A 16,778-nucleotide genomic window follows, 5' to 3' on the forward strand; every position below is an offset into this window, starting at 1 on the left:
CCTGCGAGTGGTAGTATCCCTTTTGAACCCGCCGTGGCGCTGAAGCCACTTTGTCTACAGACACATGTTCTCTGCACTCGACTGTGATGGCCGTAAAGTCGGCTCCCATCGAAGATGGTGCGATATCCCCCGATGTTATTCGCCACGCCCCCTCTTTCCCATATTGTACAAACCGAAAGGCTGTCATGTCCCGATCGCCTCATAAGCGTCAGCGACCTGCCGGATAGACGCGACATAGGCGGCGGCTCTGTAGTCACCGAGTCTAGGTTGCTGTTCCATCAGGTCGGCAATGCGCGACTAGGTGCTGCGCATGACGTCTTCCAGACCGGAATGAACGAGGTTGATTTCGGCGCCGCCTTCGAGGAATTCGTCGCGCATGTCTGCGGGGAACTTCTTGCCTGTCATCCGCTCAAGGGCCGTAGCGATCATGTGGTTGCGCCGTTCCCGCCGCAGCCGCTCCATGAGCCCGAAGGGATGTGCGTCAGATTCTTCACCCACTCGAAGTAACTGACGATGACACCGCCGGCATTCACATAAAGATCGGGAAGAATGGTCACGCCGCGGGAGCGAAGGATCTTGTCCGCTTCGAAGGTGACAGGACCGTTAGCGGCTCCGCCGACGAGATGTGCCTTGATGCGCTCCGCGTTTTCAGCATGAATAGCATTTTCCATCGCCGCTGGGATCAGAACGTTGCAGGGCTGTTCGACGCCATACCTATCGCCGGCAAAGGACTTGGCGCCCATGCTGCCTGTTCGGATCTGATGCTGTTTGAGCGCCTCAATGGAGAGACCTTCCGGATTGGCGACATACCCGTTACATTCAGCAAGAACGGTCACGCGTGCGCCATCCTCTTCGGACAAGAACTTGGCGGCGTGATAGCCGACATTGCCGAACCGCTGTACAACGGTGGAGGCGCCTTTGAGATTGCGCCGGCCATCCAAGCTCGGCGTGCGGGTGTCCCGAAGGAAGCTCTGGTTGGCGAATTGAACGCCCCTGCCCGTCGCCTCCGTTCGCCCGGCGATCCCGCCTTTCGACAGCGGCTTACCGGTGGCACAAGCATGCGAATTGATAACGTCGGTAGGATTGGCGCGGCGGAACTCGTCCATCGTCCAGGCCATTTCCCGCTCACCCGTGCCGATATCGGGAGCCGGCATGTTGACGCCTGGCCCGATCAGGCCGCGCTTGTTCAACTCCTGCGTAAAGCGGCGGGTGATGCGCTCGAGTTCCTGCGGGGTCCATTCTCGCGGGTCGATCTTGAGTGCCCCATTGGAGCCACCGAACGGCCCGTCAACAAGCGAGCATTTGAGGGTCATCCGCGCGGCAAGCGCCTCGACCTCATCTGCGTCAGCATTTGACGCATAGCGAACGCCCTTCACGGGTTCGCGGTGCTCGCTGTGTACCGATCGCCAGCCGATGAAGCTGTGCGTGCGCCCGCGCAGTCGAACACCGAAGCGGACCGCGTAGGTCGAGTTGCACTGGATGATCCGTTCTGCCACCCCCTCCGGCAGATCAAGGAACGACATGGCATGGCGGAAGTTTTGATCCACGCTTTCAAGGAAGCCAGCTGAATTCGTTTGCATCACGCACCTGTAACCGCTTGAGGAGTGCTGCGTCGAGATGGTGTGTCTTGCCGGCCTGACTCCGACGCTGTGATGTTGCATTCACGTCGTGCTTCCTCCTACGATTTCTGATGGACGCTGACCAACCCCCCGCTTGTGGGCGTTGATCGCATAGCTGTTCAATTCAAAAGGATCTGATGGGCGGCATTGCGAGCGAGCAGCGCGTAAATCAGCGTGAACAATCGACGCGCTCAATGTGGACTTTGGCGGAGAGACGCTCTCTGAGTAGCTCGGCAGCCTCATCGTGAATGCCACGTCGCCCCATGTCGATCGCCTGCAGTCGCTCGGGTCGGGAGCGGCACATGGCCTCGTAGTAGCTTTCGCAAATTCGGGTGTACTCCTTGAGCAGCCTTCGGAAAGGCGCGAGCGAAAGATAGTGGCTGACGACATGCACTCCCTTATCGTCGGCGATATGAAATGCCAACCGGCCGGCGGCCATCGAGATCTTGAGGCGATACGGGCCGCCGTCATGGCCCGCGGGCTCGAAGGTACTCGTCTCGAGGAGGTCGAGAACCGCTAGCGCCTGTTCGCGCTCAACTCGTTGGTCGCGGGTTTTGAACGAGCAGTCGAGCGCGACATCGCAGAGACGGAACTCGGCGCGGCTCATGGCACACCCCTCAAATGGCTTCCACGTACATTGCGATGCCCACGGCGGTGATCCCCATGTGGCGCCCGTCCAGGCCATCCTTGATCATCGTGTCGATCATCTTCTTCGTGTCGCCCATCTTGGTGCCGTTGCGCCGGTGGGCGCAGTGCGGCGCCATGGACATGGACTCCTGACCGCCGGCGACGATGATCTTCGCATCGCCAGTGACGATCTGCTGCAGGCCGAGCGCGACGGCCCGCAGGCCAAAGCCGCGGAGCTGGTTGACGTCCGAGGCAGTCGCTTCTTGCTGGATGCCGGCCTTCATCGCCGGCTGGCGCGCCGGGTTCTGGCCCTCACGGGCCGCGCCAGAGCCTGGCCCAGGATAACCTCGTCGACTTCTCTTGCATCGATACTGGCGCGATCAAGCACGCCCTTGACGACCGCAGCACCGAGTTCATGCGCCTGCGTGTTGGCGAAAGCACCGTTGAAGGTACCAACCGTGGTACGCGCGGCGCTGGCAATAACGATGGATGGGGTGCTCATGGCTCCTCCGCTGTTTGATGATCCGGTCGCCGATTTCCGTCCGACAAGCTCCGGATCAGTTGATGACCGTAGCGTCTGTCGCCGCACGCAGCTCGCTATCCGTCACGCCATCCGCGAGTTCCACGAGCTTCAGACCTCCGTCGGCGACGTCGAGAACGCCAAGGTTGGTGATGATCCGGTCAACAACGCCTTTGCCGTTAAGCGGAAGGGTACAGGTCTTCAGCACCTTGGATTCGCCCGCCTTGTTGGTGTGGTCCATGACGACGACGACGCGCTTGACACCTGCAACCAGATCCACGGCGCCGCCCATGCCCTCGACAAGCTTGCCAGGGTTGGCGAGGTCACCGTTCTCAGCGACTTCCATGGCGCCGAGGATCGCTAAGGCGATCTTTCCGCCGCGGATCATCGCGAAGCTCTGCGCCGAGTCGAACAAGGCCGAATGCGGCAGTGCCGTCACCGTCTGCTTGCCGGCATTGATCAGATCGGCGTCAATCTTGTCTTCAGTCGGAAACGGACCGATGCCAAGCAGGCCGTTCTCCGACTGCAGCGTCACATGGACGCCCTCCGGAATGTAATCGGCGACCAGCGTCGGGATGCCGATGCCGAGATTGACGTAGGTGCCGTCTTGTAGTTCTCGGGCAGCCCGTGCTGCCATCTGGTTCCTGTCCCAGACCATCTTGTCTCCCTGCCTTCAAGCCGCCGCACGCGTCGTGCGCTGTTCGATGCGTTTCTCGTGCTCGCCCTGGATCAGGTGGATCTGGTCGGGATCGAGGCTGCCGGCCGGCATGATCTCCTCCACCTCCGCGACTCAGATCTTTCCGCAGGTGGCGGCCGGCGGGTTGAGTTGCGGGCCGTCTTACGGAAGACGAGATTACCGGAAGTGTCGGCCTTCCAGGCCTTGACGAGCGAGAGGTCAGCGACGATGCCGGTCTCGAGCATGTATATCTCGCCGTTGAAGGTCTTGTGCTCCTTGCCCTCGGCAACCACTGTGCCCACGCCTGTCTTCGTATAGAAGCCGGCGATTCCGGCGCCCCGCCCGCATGCGCTCGGCGAGCGTTCCTTGCGGGTTGAATTCGAGTTCCAGTTCGCCACTCAGATATTGCCGCATGAATTCCGCCTTGTCGCCGACATAGGATGAGATCTTTGATCTGCTTCGTCTTCAGCAGCACGCCGAGACCGAAGTCATCGACGCCGCAATTGTTTGAGTCAATCGTCAGGTCCTTGGTTCCGGCCTCACGGATTGCATCGATCAAGAGCTCCGGGATGCCGCAAAGGCCAAAGCCTCCCCCAGCGATGAACATGCCGTTAAGAAGCAATCCATCCAGCGCTTGAGCTGCATCATTAAAAAACTCTCCTCATCTACTCCCCTCGGCAGAACCCGTTAATCACGTCTACTTCGCCGGATAGCTTATATACGTCGGTGATTTTCGGGTAACTTCAACATTATCTCAAAAAATCCAGCAGGATTGTTGTGAATATCCTGCAACAACGATCAATTTGTTGAGCTGGTATACTAGGCGAAGGCCGGTTTTCATTGTAAGAGATCCACGTTGATTGGGCTGCCGCTCTTGGAGAGAGCAGCGTCCAAAGCGTCGCCCAGCCGCTCAACGATGGTGTCCACCTGGCCGGCATTGACTGTGAATGGCGGCGCAAGCAGTACATGATCGCCTCGAGCTCCGTCGATCGTGCCTCCCATCGGATAAACCATCAGACCACGTGCCAATGCTTCTCGCTTGACGACAGCATTCAGTTTTTGTGCCGGGTCAAAGGGGGCTTTATTTGAGCGCTCGGCAACGATCTCAATGGCGCGGAAGAGGCCGCGTCCACGGACGTCACCAACATGATTATGGCTGTCAAACCGCTCCCGAAGCCGGCGGTTCAGCAGTTCGCCCATCCGCATCACGTTATCAAGAAGGCGCTCCTCGCGTATGACGTTCTGTACTGCAAGGGCGGCCGCGGCTGCCATAGGATGTCCCATATACGTATGGCCGTGCTGAAAAAATCCTGATCCGGAGGAAAAGGCGTTGTAGATGTGACGTCCGAACAGAACGGCACCGATTGGCTGATACCCTCCGCCAAGTCCTTTCGCGACTGACATAATGTCAGGCACAATGCCTTCTTGTTCAAAAGCGTGCAGAGTTCCCGTGCGGCCCATGCCGCACATAACCTCATCGAGGATTAGGAGAACGCCGTAGCGGTCGCAGATCTCGCGGACCTTCCTGAAATACCCTTTCACCGGCGGCACTGCCCCGGCCGTTGCACCAACGACGGTTTCGGCGACGAATGCGATCACTCCGTGCGGGCCGAGCTCAAGAATTTTGGCTTCAAGTTCATAGGCAACGCGGTCACCATACTCAAGCTCACTCTCTGCATCCGAGCGATCCCGATATGCATAGCATGGCGCAATGTGGTGCGTCTCGATCAGGAGCGGCTTAAATTTGGCGCGGCGCCATTCATTGCCCCCAACGGCAAGCGCCCCCAAAGTATTGCCGTGGTAACTTTGACGTCGCGCAATAACATGCCTCCGGCGGCTTTCGCCCCTTTCCACAAAATATTGGCGCGCCATTTTCAACGCCGCCTCTATTGCTTCCGAGCCTCCGCTGACGAAATAGACGTAGTCGATCCCATCAGGCGAGTCGGCGACAAGCCGATCCGCGAGGCGCTCAGCAACCTCCGTCGTAAAAAAGCCCGTGTGCGCATAAGCGAGCTTATCGAGTTGAGCGTGCAATGCGGCGAGCACATCCGGATGACCGTGGCCAATGCATGACACAGCGGCACCCCCCGATGCGTCAATGTAAGCCTTCCCATCAGCGTCAAATAACTCAATCCCACGACCTCCAACAGCTATTGGTAGTTTTGCATAGATCGAGCGGTGTAAAATCTTGCTCATGATAGTCTCGTAACAAGCGCGGAGTTTGGATCAAGGGCCAAGCCCCTCCTAAGAGGACAATAACAAAATTGGCCCGCTTTGCAACATATGTTTCACTCTATGGCTACGTGAATCGCGTGGTTCTAACGGCCAGGCCGTCTAGTGCTGTTGGTGGATCACGATTTCATCTGGAAAGCTCCGGCTCGGTAGTATCTCTGATGATCGCCGGCTCGGTACGCGCCTAGGGCTCAGAGTAGTTACCGAAAGGCAGCACCGCTCCGGAAAGTCCAGGCGCTTCGAATGAACGATTATTGCTACAGTGCACTAAATGTAGCATCTTTGGCGATCATAGTGGCCGAAGCGCATGCAATCAGTGGGGTTGCGTGGATAGGGTTTTGCGGGAGTTGAGAGCTGATGCAACAGAGGGGCAGAGATGAGGATTGCAATTGCGCGACAACGATTTCGGTCGCACCTAACGGTGGGAGGCTAACTAAAGCTGATCACCTATCTTTGCCGCTTGGGCCGGCTGAACTAGCGCGAACTGCGCGAGATTGTCTCGATGCAGGAGCGTCCCTTATTCACGTTCACGTGCGTGATCGAGGGGGCCGGCATCTTCTAGACGCCTCCTCGTATCGAGAGGTCATTGATGCTATACGCGGGGAGGTTGGCCATGACATGGTTATCCAGATCACAAGCGAGTCGCTCGGTTGCTACCGTCCTCAGGAACAGATTGCGGTGGTAAAGGAAACTCGGCCAGAGGCCGTATCGCTTGCGCTGCGCGAATTCGTTCCAACAGAGGCACACGAAACCGAGTTTTCGTCGTTCCTGTCTTGGCTCAAGGTTGAGGCAATCGTACCGCAGATAATACTATACGACGCGGAAGAGGCGTTTCGCTTGGCCGAATATTGCCGCCGCGGCCTCGTTCCGTGGAGCCAAGTTCCAGTTCTTTTTGTGCTTGGACGTTACTCTGCCGTGCAAAAATCAAATCCTGTAGACTTATTGCCCTTCATCAATGGACCCATGTCCCATTTCGCTCATTGGAGCGTTTGCGCTTTTGGTGCGCGCGAAGCTGCATGCGTTACTGCTGCGGCTCTTCTGGGCGGCCATGTTCGGGTCGGCTTTGAGAATAATCGTCAGTTGCCGGGTGGCGAATTTGCCAAATCCAACGCCGAATTGGTGGCAGGTGTATCGAAGATACTAATGGAGCTGGGCCTGCGCCGAGCCAACGCCGACGAGTTGCGCCGCGCTTGGCAACTCGGTTGAATATTCCTGGATATCGCCCCAAAGTTTGCTCAGCGGCAGGTCAAAGGTTGAATCTGTCGCCGAGCGTCCGGTCAACTTGAAAAGTGATAGTGGGCGGGAGGCAAATCTTTAATTTGATGGGCCTGAGGCTCACCGGACGACCAACGTAAAGCGCCAGAGATGTGCAGTCTGCTCACGATGTAACATCTGTTGCATATGCTCCAAGAATGCACTACGTACTCATTATGGCTGATGGACCTTTTTCTGAGCGACTCATTCAGAGCTTCGACAAGATGTCGGAGCAATTTCAACTGGCGGCGCGTTACATAATCGATCAACCCCATGACGTCGCGCTGCTGTCCATGCGTGACCAAGCGCGACTCGCCGGGGTTCAACCGGCCACCATGATTCGGCTTGCAAAACATCTCGGCCTTTCAGGTTACGATGAGCTGCGCCAAATATATGCCGAGGCTGTGCGCAGTGGGGATGTTGGATTTGCTGGGAAGGCCGACGCACAGGCGATCAACCAGAAACGCAAAGGAGACCACGGTCTTGCTCGGGAAATTCTTCGAGCGCAAGCGGCAGAAATCGGCCACTTGGCGGACTCGCCACAACTGGATGCAATGGTGTCGATCGCAACACGCCTTGCGACTGCGCGTCACGTCTTTTCCATTGGCTTGAGGTCGAGCCATACAGTAGCATGGCATCTGCACTATATATTGTCCATGATCGGGAAGACATCGGTGCTGCTCGACGCGATCGGCGGAACTGGTCCGGATATGTTGGCCCGCGCCCACAGCGACGACGTGCTCGTTGCGGCAAGTGTATTTCCCTATACTCGGGTCACTGTTGAGATCGCTGAGTACGCGCACCGCCACGGGATTCCAGTTGTCGCTATTACCGACAGTGAGGTCGCTCCGCTCACCCGCTTTGCTGATGACTTTGTCCTTGTTCAGACAAAAAGCCCCTCATTTTTCCACACGATGGCGCCGGCATTCGCGGTAGCCGAAGTGCTCGGCGCGCTTATCGCCGGTCGGAACGCGGACGCCGCTCGTGAGGCCCTTCTCCGGTTTGATGCTCATCTTTCGGATCTCAATGCACACTTGCAATCAAAGCCGTCTCGCAAAGTCGGCTCGTCCCCGCCAGCTGCGCCTACAAAGCGGAATGCAAATGGCAAAGGGTGCAAGAAATAACCACTGATCTGATGCGTGACCTTTCCGAGTAACGTGATGAAGCCCTTTACTTAAATGGCCCAGAAATCCCGCGGTCTACCGTCACAGTACTCTCTGCTTCTGATTGAACCGTACAGCGGAAAATCTGTGAGATTCGGCGCGGGAACCGTTCTGCAGCTGCAGATCCCGATAGTAGTGAACATTCGCGCAGATGTGCGCGCCGCCGCCATGGTCACCACCAATCACCAATAAAGAACTTGCGCCTTAGAGCGCGGATTGGATTCCGGAATCGAATGATTGAACTAAGCCGCTAGTCGCGGCAATTGGGCGAGCTTTGATGAGAGCCTCCTGACTGAGAGGATGAGGGGGCTTCCCCACCTTTCGGTCAGGAGGTCCAATGGGCGACATCAGCCCTCTTCGCCGCCGGATGATCGAGGAGATGACGGTCCGCAATCTCTCTCCGGCAACCAACGATCCTATATCAACGCTGTGCGGAGGTTCAGCCGCTATTTCGGCCGATCGCCCGATCGGTTTGATCTTGACGATGTTCACAGCTTCTAGGTTCACCTTGTCTCAACGGGGATATCCTGGACGGCGTTGAAATCAGAACGTCTGCGCTCTTCAGTTCTTCTACCGCGTGACGCTCGGTCAGAACGAGATCCCGGAGCGGATCCCCTACGCACCCGCCACTTAAGGCCTATGCTGCCGGCGTCAGGGTTGGAGAAGTCTGCGGGAGGATATCGACAGTTCCCGGATGGTGATCCATGTCCACCATGGCAATGGCGGCAAAGCCCGGTACGTCATGCTATTCGCAGAACTGCTCGGGATCCTGCGCAGCTAGTGGTGGCGTCTGGCGCGGCCATGGACATTCCTCTTTCCAGGGCGTGATCCTGACAAGCCGATCGAACCGACAGTGTTGAATTCCGCCTGTCGGTCAGCGGTTGCCGCGACGGTCTTTCAAAGCGCCACCATGCATACGTTGCGGCATTCCTTCGCCACCCACCTGCTGGAGAATGGCAGCAATATCCGGATCATCCAAATCCTGCTCACGCTCATCTGTCGAGCACGGGCACACATACTCAAGTTTCCAGCAGGACGATCCGCTCCACGGCAAGTCCGCTTGACCGGTTGCGGCTGGACGTTACGCCGCCTGTAATCGGTTGCGCTCCGCCTTCGAAGTTACGATGTCTTTCGGCGACAAGGGGCCCCCTACAGGCGAGAGAACGCCAGTCATCTTGGCCGCGGCGAACGACGCGTCATGGGCGATCGAAGCCTGCCAGACGCCCGGGCTGGGGGCCACGTCGGTGCCTGCGACGATTGCGGTACGACCCGCATATAATTCCTGCCGCAATCGCCACTGCCCGAAGATCCCATGTGGAGTGAACAGCGGCCGCCGCTCTGGCAGGGTGAGGCTGCATTGAAGCACTCGCTCAACAGGAGATGACCTTGGAGAATCTATCCGTCCAACCTGAGACGCCGACCGCTGTCCGTGTCGATCCTGGCGTAATTTTCGTTTCGTTGGAACTGAGCATTCATCCGGGAAGCAGGGCTTGACGGGTTCTGGATCCACCGGGTTTCTCGATCGTGAAGACTGGATCGAGAGTCACGTTGTCGACGCCGCGTCGATTGCGGTGTCGCGCCGACACCGACGGGCAAAGACTGATCGAATTGATGGCAAGGCGCTGATCCGCACGTTGATGGCATACAAACGTGGAGAGCCGCGGGTTTGCTCGATGGCCAGGGTGCCAACGCCTGAAGAAGAGGATCGCCGCCGGATTTGCCGAGAGCGTAAAGCGCTGGTCGCCGAGCGGGTTCTCCACGTCAACCGCATCAAAGGACTGCTCTTGAACCAAGGCATTTAAGGCTACGAACCCCTGCATCGTGTCCGCCGCAAGCGCCTGGAAGAGCTTCAGACGGGAGATGGCCGCATTTTCTGCATATCAGGGCGCAGAGTTGCCGCGAACTTGACCGTCTCGAGTTGCTGCTCGAACAGATCAAGGCTGTGGAAGTTGAGAGAGATGCCTTGGTAAGCCTCGGCGACGACAGACACCCTCGCGCCCTTGGCCCTACTGGCGGGCATCAAGGGAATCGGTCCGGAGTTTGCGGTGATCCTGGGTTCGGAAGGCCTGTTCCGACATTTCGAAAATCGAAGGCAGGTCGCCGCTTTATGCGGGTTTCGCTCCATCCAGATGGCCATCGGCTCGCCCAGGAGCTCCTTCACCCGCATCCGAGGATTAAGCGAGCTATAAGGGTCCTGGAAGATGATCTGAAAATCCCGTCGCCTTGCCCTCAGCGCGCTTCCGGACAGACCCGCGATTTCCTCTCCATTAAGGCGGATTACCCCTGCCGTCGGGTCGAGCAGCGAACGAGAAGCCGTGAGGTCGTTGATTTCCCGCAACCGGATTCCCCGACGAGTCCGAGTGTTTCTCCTCTACGAATGTCGAAAGAGATATTGTCGACGGCATGGACGAACGCCATACCCGAGAGAATATCCCGCTTTTGGGAATCGGGAATCGCTTTACCAGACCTTTCACCTCGAGAAGCGGGCCTCGGAGGAGGCAGCGACGGTCAACAGAGGGGCTTGAGCAATCATTGTTTCACCTCGAGGCTTGGGACCGGGGACCTTCATATTGGACGCAGGCCACACTGTGGCTTGGCGAATATGCTGTCAGCTCGGGCACTGCCCGCGTACATGCAGCTGTCACGTAAGGGCAGCGAGGGTTCCGGCATCCCGCTGGCCAATCTCCGGGGGTCGGCACCATACCTTCGATCGTGTGCAGGATTTGCCCCTCCGTCACCACCGCTGCCTCTGGCAATAGCCTCATGACCGATAGGACAGTCAGACTCGTCCCGCAGCCCGACTCACCCACAATCCCGAGAACCTCGCCTGGGGTCACATCGAAGCTAACGCCGGTCAAGAACTGGAATAGATCCTCCCCGGCGTCCGGCAAGCGAGACCGAGAGGTTCGCGAACAGAAAGAAGTCGTTGTTGCATATTAGGCACAGTCAACGAATGGATAGGAGGTGGCGGTCGGTGCGTGCTGGTACGGCAGTGTCGTGAGGTCCGCTGGCCCCCAGTCGGGGGTGTCGACGATGACTATCTCCTCTGCCAGAGATTCATAGACCGCTCGGAAATGCGTCTTCGAGCGCAGCACAATGATGGCGAAATCCTGCGGCCGCATACCAAATTGGACAAACGGATCCTCATCAATGGCGGTTTCGGGATTGGTAGTAACACTGACGACGATACCTCCTACATCAAGCACGGCAGCCAGGCCGAGGTCCACTTTGGCTCCGCGCCCCATTGGACCGGTGACGTGGTAGCTTTTCTCGCCCGCCTGTAGCACCTTCGCCGCGACTTCTACTGGTCCGCCCGATCTCGCTGACGAGTGGCCGCCAAGCTTGAGGTAGATAGTTTCTCCCTCGCCCGCTCTGCATGCCGCGGCCGCGCTTTCGGGATCCCAGAGGAATGGTACGGCGGCGTTATTGGCCTCCTGCCGAAGCAACTCATGAAGCACGTAGGTGGAATCATTCATCCGGTCGGCATGCTCAAGCAGGACAATCGGCGCCTTGGCCGATCTTGCCCTTTCGAGCCCGTAAGCCACACCGTCCTTAAGATTCCGAACTAGCCCAGGAATATGGAGCTCGCGACGAGCCCGGCGGATGCTGTCGCTCATGTCAATTGCAGTCCGCTCGGCAAGACTCTGGTCGCCGTCGGCAACGACGACGACCGAGAATCCGCAGTTCGGCACGTCCGCATATGAGAATCCCGCGAACACCGAAACGTCCAACAATCCGGGAGTGGTCTGGGGGAGCTCGATGGACCGGTCGACGAAATTCGAAAGTGGGTGCAAATTCGTCGCGCTAAAGATGCTTGGCACCATGACGCCTGGTCGGGCGATTGCTGTCACGGGATTGATCTCTCCTCGTAAGGTCCTGACGAGGCATTCCGCCGCGCGCCTGCCAGTGTCGCCCATGTCGATATGGGGAGAGTAGTGATAGCCGAAGGTAGCCGTTGCATCGGAGATCGTCGATGCGTCCAGGTTGCCATGATAATCGAGGGCAAGCATCACCGGAACGTCGGGTCCAACCTCGCTCCGTACTAGGCGCACGAGGTCCCCGTCAGGGTCAAGGCGCATCGGAGTTGTGCACGCTCCGTGCAGATCGAGTAGAACGCCGTCGAGCGAGCCACGGTGAGCTCTCAGTCCTTCAACAATGACCTGGCAATAGTAATCGAACGCGTCATCTGCGGCCGGGCCTCGGCCTGCAGCGGTGATTCCGGCCCATACAATTGGTACCATCTCCATGCGCTCACGGTCACAGACGTCAATGAAGCCGCCAAGCACGGTATTTGTTCCGCGGCAACGCTGTACTATAGCGTCTCCCCGACACTCCGTGCGTTCGAAGTCCTCCAACGTGGTTAGGTTCGGCAGGAAGGTGACCGATTCTAACATGAATCCGGCGATGCCTACTTTCATAGAAGAGCTCCTCATTTCTTCTCGATTGTGGCGGCAATGTCTCGCGGGTCGAAGATGTCGCGCAGAGAGCCGCCAATCATGTTGAAGGCGAGCACGCTCAGCATAAGTGCAAGCCCGGGCGCAACGGTCATCCAGGGGGCCTGGAGGATAACCCCAATGCCGTCTCGAATCATGTTTCCCCAACTCGGATCCGGCGGCTGGATACCCATGCCCAGAAAGCTGAGGCTTGCTTCGTCCCGGATCGCTCCTGCAATGCTCAAGCTGCTCATCACGATGATCGGTCCGAGGACGTTCGGAAGGATGTGCTGACGCATGATCACACGTCAGTCGCCCCGAAAGACCTACTTGCAGCTACAAATTCATTGTTCCTAACAACCGGTTGAATGTGCGCCTTGTCAGTTTGATTTGCATATTTGTTCCCCATTTTATGTTTGGTGGTGACAGCCAAACTCTTGTTTTCCGCTTCGAGCGGCGTCCAGCGTTCCGAGATCTTCGCGCGCATCCAGCTATGCAGCGCGTCCAAGCCCGAGCTTTGTTCTCCTTCCTTCGATGCTCGCAATGACGGGTACATCTATTCGATCGGTGCCCTGTCCACTTCGAGCTCTGATCGAGTGCTTACACCGTAAACCTAAAGCCGAGGGTTATGCAACAATTATTCCGTAGTTGTCTGTCGTGATGCGATTGTTTCATCCGCTCGAACTGGGCGCGCCCAGGCACCGGCTATACGTTGGAGGCATGCTCGCTGAAGGCCTTTGGAAGCGCTCGCTCGTTTCCTCGCGCTGGGTCTATCCACAGCGGAACCTCGTGGAGCGATTCCTCAACAGGATCGAACGGTTCCGGGCATCGCAACCAGATACGACCAACACCCGGAAACTATTTGCCGCCGTAAAGTTGGTCGCCGCCGCTAGAATGTTGCGTCAAAGTTTATAACTCGACGCTCTAGGTCGTGTGGACAATTATCTGATCCATAGCACGATAGCTGCGATGGTGACGACGGCGAGATAGTTTCTGGCGGTTTTCTCGAAGCGGGTGGCGACGCGCCGGAACTGCTTGAGCTTGGAGAAGCAGCATTCGATCAGATGCCGCTGGGCGTAGAGGTGCTTATCCAGCGGGTATTTTCGCGCCCTCGAGGGGTTGTTGGGGATCACTGCCACGGCGCCCTTGTCGGCGATGGCGAGGCGCAGGCGATCGCTGTCATAGGCAGCGTCGGCCATGACGATGTCGGCGGGCAGGCCCTCGATCAGAGCGTCGGCTTGCGGTGCATCGCCCTTCTGGCCTGCAGTGAGCGTGAAGCGGACCGGGCAGCCGAGACCGCGCACGGCCATGTGGATCTTGGTGCTTAAGCCGCCGCGTGAGCGGCCAAGGGCCTGATCTTCAGCCCCTTTTTTGCGCCGGCGGCGTGCTGATGGGCGCGGACGATGGTGGAATCGACGATCAGGTATTCGAAGTCGGGGTCGTCCGACATCGTCGCGAAGATGCGCCACCAGATGCCCTTCTGGCTCCAGCGGCTGAAGCGACGGAATACGCTATTCCACTCGCCGAACACCTCCGGCAGATCGCGCCAGGCGAACCGGTCCGCACGATCCACAGCACCGCTTCGACGAACATGCGGTTGTCGCGGCCAGACGAACCGCGCGTCCGCTCGTCGCCAATAACCTGCGGTGCTATCCGCTCCCACTGATCGTCGCTGAGAATCAAACGATCCAGAACACCCATGACTGCCTCCAAAAGCAGCCTTGAATCTGATTTGCTCAGCCTTGGGAATCCCAAGAGTCCACACGACCTAGGGGATGCCGACGCCGAAATACCGCGTGTGGGCGATATCGAGGATGCGATTGACCAAACTCGAGAAGGTATATCCGGCGGTCGTCGCGGCTCGGACAAAAGAGGCGCGCACACCCAGCGCCGGGATAGGGTTGATCTCCAGGACGTAGGGCTGGCCGGAGCGATCGATCCGGAGGTCAACTCGCGCATAATCACGGCACTGGCAAGCGCGGAAGGCCGCAATCGAAATATCCCGCAGCAGGAGCTCAAGCCCGCTCCCGATTTGCGCCGGGCAAATCTTCGGCACCGCCTCGGCCGCCACATATTTCGCTTCCCAAGTCATAAGACGCCTTGCGCGGCCACCGAAGTCTTGCTCCACCAGAGGCAACACCTCGAGCTCTTCGTTTCCAAGCAGCGCCACACAGATTTCCCGCCCTTCTATGTATTCTTCCACGAGCGCGTCCTGCGAATACTGCCTGACGATTCCTTCCACGGCCTGCCTCAACTGAGCAGGTTCATGTACGAGCTTCATTCCGATACTAGCCTCTTCAGCGCGCGGCTTTACTACCACTGGGAATCTCAGGTCGCCCGTGCTCTCGGTGCCGCACCGCATCACGCGAAAGTTCGGAGTCGGCACGCCCTTATCGCGGAAGAGCGTTTTGGCGATGACCTTGTCGTTCGACAGCCCGTGCCCCAGAGGGCCCGGTCCGGTGTACGGCACACCGGCCATTTCGAGCATAGCCGGAACGTGGGTGTAACGGTACTCGCCCTGGATTCCGTCCGCCAAGTTGAAGACGATTCCCGAAGGCTGGCCTCGTGGATCGGGTGGCATGAACCGCTCGAGCGTGGTTAGTAGTCCTTTATCGCCCTCACACAGCAGCGTCTCATGGCTGCTTCCTTGCAGCGCCGTCACCACACATTCTGCCACGTCTTGGGGGAGTTCCTCCGGACGAGACGGACCGAACCGATTGATCACCCCCGTAACATCACGGTTCCACACGATAGCGACTCGCATAAGCTACTCCTTCGATGTTTGTCCGCCGTCAGTTCATTTGCTCGGCTTCGGTTGCACGATGGGAACGGGCTAGTTGGACCCACGCCAAGCGACACGGCCGCAGCACCGTTCCGGAAAACGCAGGAAGAGGTCCCACGCGCATGGCAAGCTCGTCAAAAGTACGAGACCAGAGGCGCCAACACCGTCCCGAAGGCGCCAGCAAATGGTTTCTGACGAATTCAGGCAGTATTCCACAAGTTCCCGACTAAGACCGCCGGATTCCTGCGCCTGTGGTCCAGCAGCTCGGGAGACTATGAAATCGTGCAGGCGCGCTGCTCGCGCCGCCGCTCGCATGCGCTCCCCTCGCTGTGGGTCGATAATCAGCATTGCCTCCACCTCATCCTTGGGGCAAATCGTCCAACCAGCATGCGCCCTCGAGGTGCGGCCGGGAGAATATCTTTCCGATCTTCTCTGGAGCCTTGCTTTGATGATACCGCATATAGATCCGGCCATCGGCTCCAAGGTCGAGGATTTCGATCTTTCCCGTGTAATGTGACATGATGTATTTGAAGGTCTTTTGGATACCGCTTAACCTCTGGTTGACGCCGTGCGCGATCTCTAGACCCCGCCGCAGTGAAACCTGAAAGTGCGATGCGCCTCTCACAGGCCTGCCTTGGAAGAGATAATAGGGGCGAACACCTATTTGGTGACACTTTGCGAATGTCGCAGCTAAGATCTGAGGATCGTCGTTGACTTTCGAAAGAAGTACAGACTGATTAAGGAACTGCACACCTTGTGCCCGCAAAGATCGAATGCGATGCTCTGCATCGATCGAAATTTCCCCGATGTGGTCGAAATGTGTAACGATTACTGGGACCTTACCTGCTTCATGGATCCGCTGGAACAGAGCTGCTAGAGTGGGATCGTCGAATCTCTTGGGCTCGTAGGCGGCCATTTTCGTGCCGAATCGAATCGAACTTAAATGTGTGATCGGCAGCAGATGATCGAGGATCTTGTCGAGCCTGCCAGTGCTGAGCACGAACGGGTCGCCTCCCGATAGGAGCACGTTCGTCATTTCGGGATGGCCGGCAATGTATTGCGCAACCTGGGCAAAATCAGGTGCGATTTCATCGGAGTCCTTGCCGACAAGGCGTTTGCGAAAGCAGTAACGGCAGTATGAAGCGCAACGGTCCGTCACCAGCAACAACCCGGTCTGGGCGTACTTGTGCTGAAGTCCCGGCACGACCGTATTATCGTGCTCGCCGCTCGTATCCAAATTGCCGGGACTCTCGAACTCCTCGACTGAGGGCTCTATAATATACTTGAGCTGCTCATAGTAACCACTGTTGGTGATCTGTTCACGATAGAAGGGAGTGACATGATAGCGCGTGATGTTGTTGGCTTGCAGCTCACTCTCCGGAACGACGCGCGTTCCCTCAATAAAATTCATTAGCGCAGTGTGTGAACGCGGATCCGCGATCGTGGGCGGTGCTTGAGGTGGGCAAACGCGA

At 58.0% G+C, this 16,778-nt stretch carries 11 protein-coding genes and 9 pseudogenes; 6 read left to right on the forward strand and 14 right to left on the reverse strand.

Annotated elements, in window-relative coordinates; translation table 11 throughout:
* Nucleotides 1-183: 183 nt before the first annotated feature.
* The 6 genes and pseudogenes from J2Z31_RS26930 to J2Z31_RS26955 all read right to left on the reverse strand — a co-directional run bounded on the left by J2Z31_RS26930 (nt 184) and on the right by J2Z31_RS26955 (nt 5,638).
* A pseudogene (locus tag J2Z31_RS26930) lies at nt 184-1,523 on the reverse strand (Glu/Leu/Phe/Val family dehydrogenase).
* 215 nt (nt 1,524-1,738) lie between these two features.
* Nucleotides 1,739-2,226 (reverse strand): annotated as a pseudogene (locus J2Z31_RS26935) (UPF0262 family protein).
* 31 nt (nt 2,227-2,257) lie between these two features.
* A pseudogene (locus tag J2Z31_RS26940) lies at nt 2,258-2,748 on the reverse strand (thiolase family protein); the annotation flags it as partial.
* A 55-nt stretch (nt 2,749-2,803) separates the two neighbouring features.
* Entirely contained in the window at nt 2,804-3,424 is a 621-nt protein-coding gene (locus J2Z31_RS26945) for a 3-oxoacid CoA-transferase subunit B (RefSeq protein WP_209606451.1), read from the reverse strand.
* A gap of 15 nt (nt 3,425-3,439) precedes the next feature.
* A pseudogene (locus J2Z31_RS26950) lies at nt 3,440-4,049 on the reverse strand (CoA transferase subunit A).
* A 230-nt stretch (nt 4,050-4,279) separates the two neighbouring features.
* A complete protein-coding gene (locus J2Z31_RS26955) occupies nt 4,280-5,638 on the reverse strand; it encodes an aspartate aminotransferase family protein (RefSeq protein WP_209606453.1) in 1,359 nt (452 codons plus the stop codon).
* 393 nt (nt 5,639-6,031) lie between these two features.
* Between J2Z31_RS26955 and J2Z31_RS26960 the strand changes: the two genes are divergently transcribed.
* From J2Z31_RS26960 to J2Z31_RS26975, 5 genes and pseudogenes are all read left to right on the forward strand, one after another.
* On the forward strand, nt 6,032-6,880 hold the full coding sequence (locus J2Z31_RS26960) for a BKACE family enzyme (protein WP_209606455.1): 849 nt from the start codon (nt 6,032-6,034) through the stop codon (nt 6,878-6,880).
* Nucleotides 6,881-7,104: 224 nt separating this feature from the next.
* Entirely contained in the window at nt 7,105-8,052 is a 948-nt protein-coding gene (locus tag J2Z31_RS26965; RefSeq protein WP_209606545.1) for a MurR/RpiR family transcriptional regulator, read from the forward strand.
* A 376-nt stretch (nt 8,053-8,428) separates the two neighbouring features.
* Nucleotides 8,429-9,183 (forward strand): annotated as a pseudogene (locus J2Z31_RS30075) (tyrosine-type recombinase/integrase); the annotation flags it as partial.
* A gap of 8 nt (nt 9,184-9,191) precedes the next feature.
* Nucleotides 9,192-9,398, forward strand: a pseudogene (locus tag J2Z31_RS30140) (transposase zinc-binding domain-containing protein); the annotation flags it as partial.
* Between the two features lie 167 nt (nt 9,399-9,565).
* Nucleotides 9,566-10,230: pseudogene (locus tag J2Z31_RS26975) on the forward strand (transposase); the annotation flags it as partial.
* A gap of 138 nt (nt 10,231-10,368) precedes the next feature.
* On the opposite strand, the gene J2Z31_RS30080 reads toward J2Z31_RS26975, so the two are convergent.
* From J2Z31_RS30080 to J2Z31_RS27000, 5 genes are all read right to left on the reverse strand, one after another.
* The gene (locus J2Z31_RS30080) at nt 10,369-10,509 is read right to left on the reverse strand and encodes an ATP-binding cassette domain-containing protein (protein ID WP_209606461.1); all 141 of its coding nucleotides are present in this window, start codon (nt 10,507-10,509) and stop codon (nt 10,369-10,371) included.
* 119 nt (nt 10,510-10,628) lie between these two features.
* Nucleotides 10,629-10,982: an ATP-binding cassette domain-containing protein gene (locus J2Z31_RS30085; protein WP_209606464.1), complete on the reverse strand. Its 354-nt coding sequence runs from the start codon at nt 10,980-10,982 to the stop codon at nt 10,629-10,631.
* A 45-nt stretch (nt 10,983-11,027) separates the two neighbouring features.
* Nucleotides 11,028-12,509: a M81 family metallopeptidase gene (locus J2Z31_RS26990; protein WP_209606466.1), complete on the reverse strand. Its 1,482-nt coding sequence runs from the start codon at nt 12,507-12,509 to the stop codon at nt 11,028-11,030.
* An 11-nt stretch (nt 12,510-12,520) separates the two neighbouring features.
* Nucleotides 12,521-12,823, reverse strand: a complete 303-nt coding sequence (locus tag J2Z31_RS26995; RefSeq protein ID WP_209606467.1) for an ABC transporter permease — start codon at nt 12,821-12,823, stop codon at nt 12,521-12,523.
* Nucleotides 12,824-12,825: 2 nt separating this feature from the next.
* The gene (locus tag J2Z31_RS27000) at nt 12,826-13,032 is read right to left on the reverse strand and encodes a hypothetical protein (protein ID WP_209606470.1); all 207 of its coding nucleotides are present in this window, start codon (nt 13,030-13,032) and stop codon (nt 12,826-12,828) included.
* A 233-nt stretch (nt 13,033-13,265) separates the two neighbouring features.
* Between J2Z31_RS27000 and J2Z31_RS27005 the strand changes: the two are divergent.
* Nucleotides 13,266-13,439: pseudogene (locus J2Z31_RS27005) on the forward strand (IS5/IS1182 family transposase); the annotation flags it as partial.
* A 26-nt stretch (nt 13,440-13,465) separates the two neighbouring features.
* On the opposite strand, the pseudogene J2Z31_RS27010 reads toward J2Z31_RS27005, so the two are convergent.
* The 3 genes and pseudogenes from J2Z31_RS27010 to J2Z31_RS30090 all read right to left on the reverse strand — a co-directional run bounded on the left by J2Z31_RS27010 (nt 13,466) and on the right by J2Z31_RS30090 (nt 16,717).
* Nucleotides 13,466-14,225, reverse strand: a pseudogene (locus J2Z31_RS27010) (IS5 family transposase).
* A gap of 67 nt (nt 14,226-14,292) precedes the next feature.
* A complete protein-coding gene (locus tag J2Z31_RS27015; protein WP_209606471.1) occupies nt 14,293-15,288 on the reverse strand; it encodes a D-alanine--D-alanine ligase family protein in 996 nt (331 codons plus the stop codon).
* A gap of 376 nt (nt 15,289-15,664) precedes the next feature.
* On the reverse strand, nt 15,665-16,717 hold the full coding sequence (locus J2Z31_RS30090) for a KamA family radical SAM protein (RefSeq protein ID WP_408022068.1): 1,053 nt from the start codon (nt 16,715-16,717) through the stop codon (nt 15,665-15,667).
* Nucleotides 16,718-16,778: the final 61 nt, after the last annotated feature.

Origin of the sequence: Sinorhizobium kostiense, from assembly GCF_017874595.1 — a bacterium.
GTDB classification, from domain to species: Bacteria; Pseudomonadota; Alphaproteobacteria; order Rhizobiales; family Rhizobiaceae; genus Sinorhizobium; species Sinorhizobium kostiense.

Bases quoted from the DNA above. Each gene is read 5' to 3' on its own strand.
- J2Z31_RS26945 (WP_209606451.1), bottom strand. From the start codon at position 3,424: ATGGTCTGGGACAGGAACCAGATGGCAGCACGGGCTGCCCGAGAACTA.
- J2Z31_RS26955 (WP_209606453.1), bottom strand. From the start codon at position 5,638: ATGAGCAAGATTTTACACCGCTCGATCTATGCAAAACTACCAATAGCT.
- J2Z31_RS26960 (WP_209606455.1), top strand. From the start codon at position 6,032: ATGCAACAGAGGGGCAGAGATGAGGATTGCAATTGCGCGACAACGATT.
- J2Z31_RS26965 (WP_209606545.1), top strand. From the start codon at position 7,105: ATGGCTGATGGACCTTTTTCTGAGCGACTCATTCAGAGCTTCGACAAG.
- J2Z31_RS30080 (WP_209606461.1), bottom strand. From the start codon at position 10,509: ATGGCGTTCGTCCATGCCGTCGACAATATCTCTTTCGACATTCGTAGA.
- J2Z31_RS26990 (WP_209606466.1), bottom strand. From the start codon at position 12,509: ATGAAAGTAGGCATCGCCGGATTCATGTTAGAATCGGTCACCTTCCTG.
- J2Z31_RS26995 (WP_209606467.1), bottom strand. From the start codon at position 12,823: ATGCGTCAGCACATCCTTCCGAACGTCCTCGGACCGATCATCGTGATG.
- J2Z31_RS27015 (WP_209606471.1), bottom strand. From the start codon at position 15,288: ATGCGAGTCGCTATCGTGTGGAACCGTGATGTTACGGGGGTGATCAAT.
- J2Z31_RS30090 (WP_408022068.1), bottom strand. From the start codon at position 16,717: ATGAATTTTATTGAGGGAACGCGCGTCGTTCCGGAGAGTGAGCTGCAA.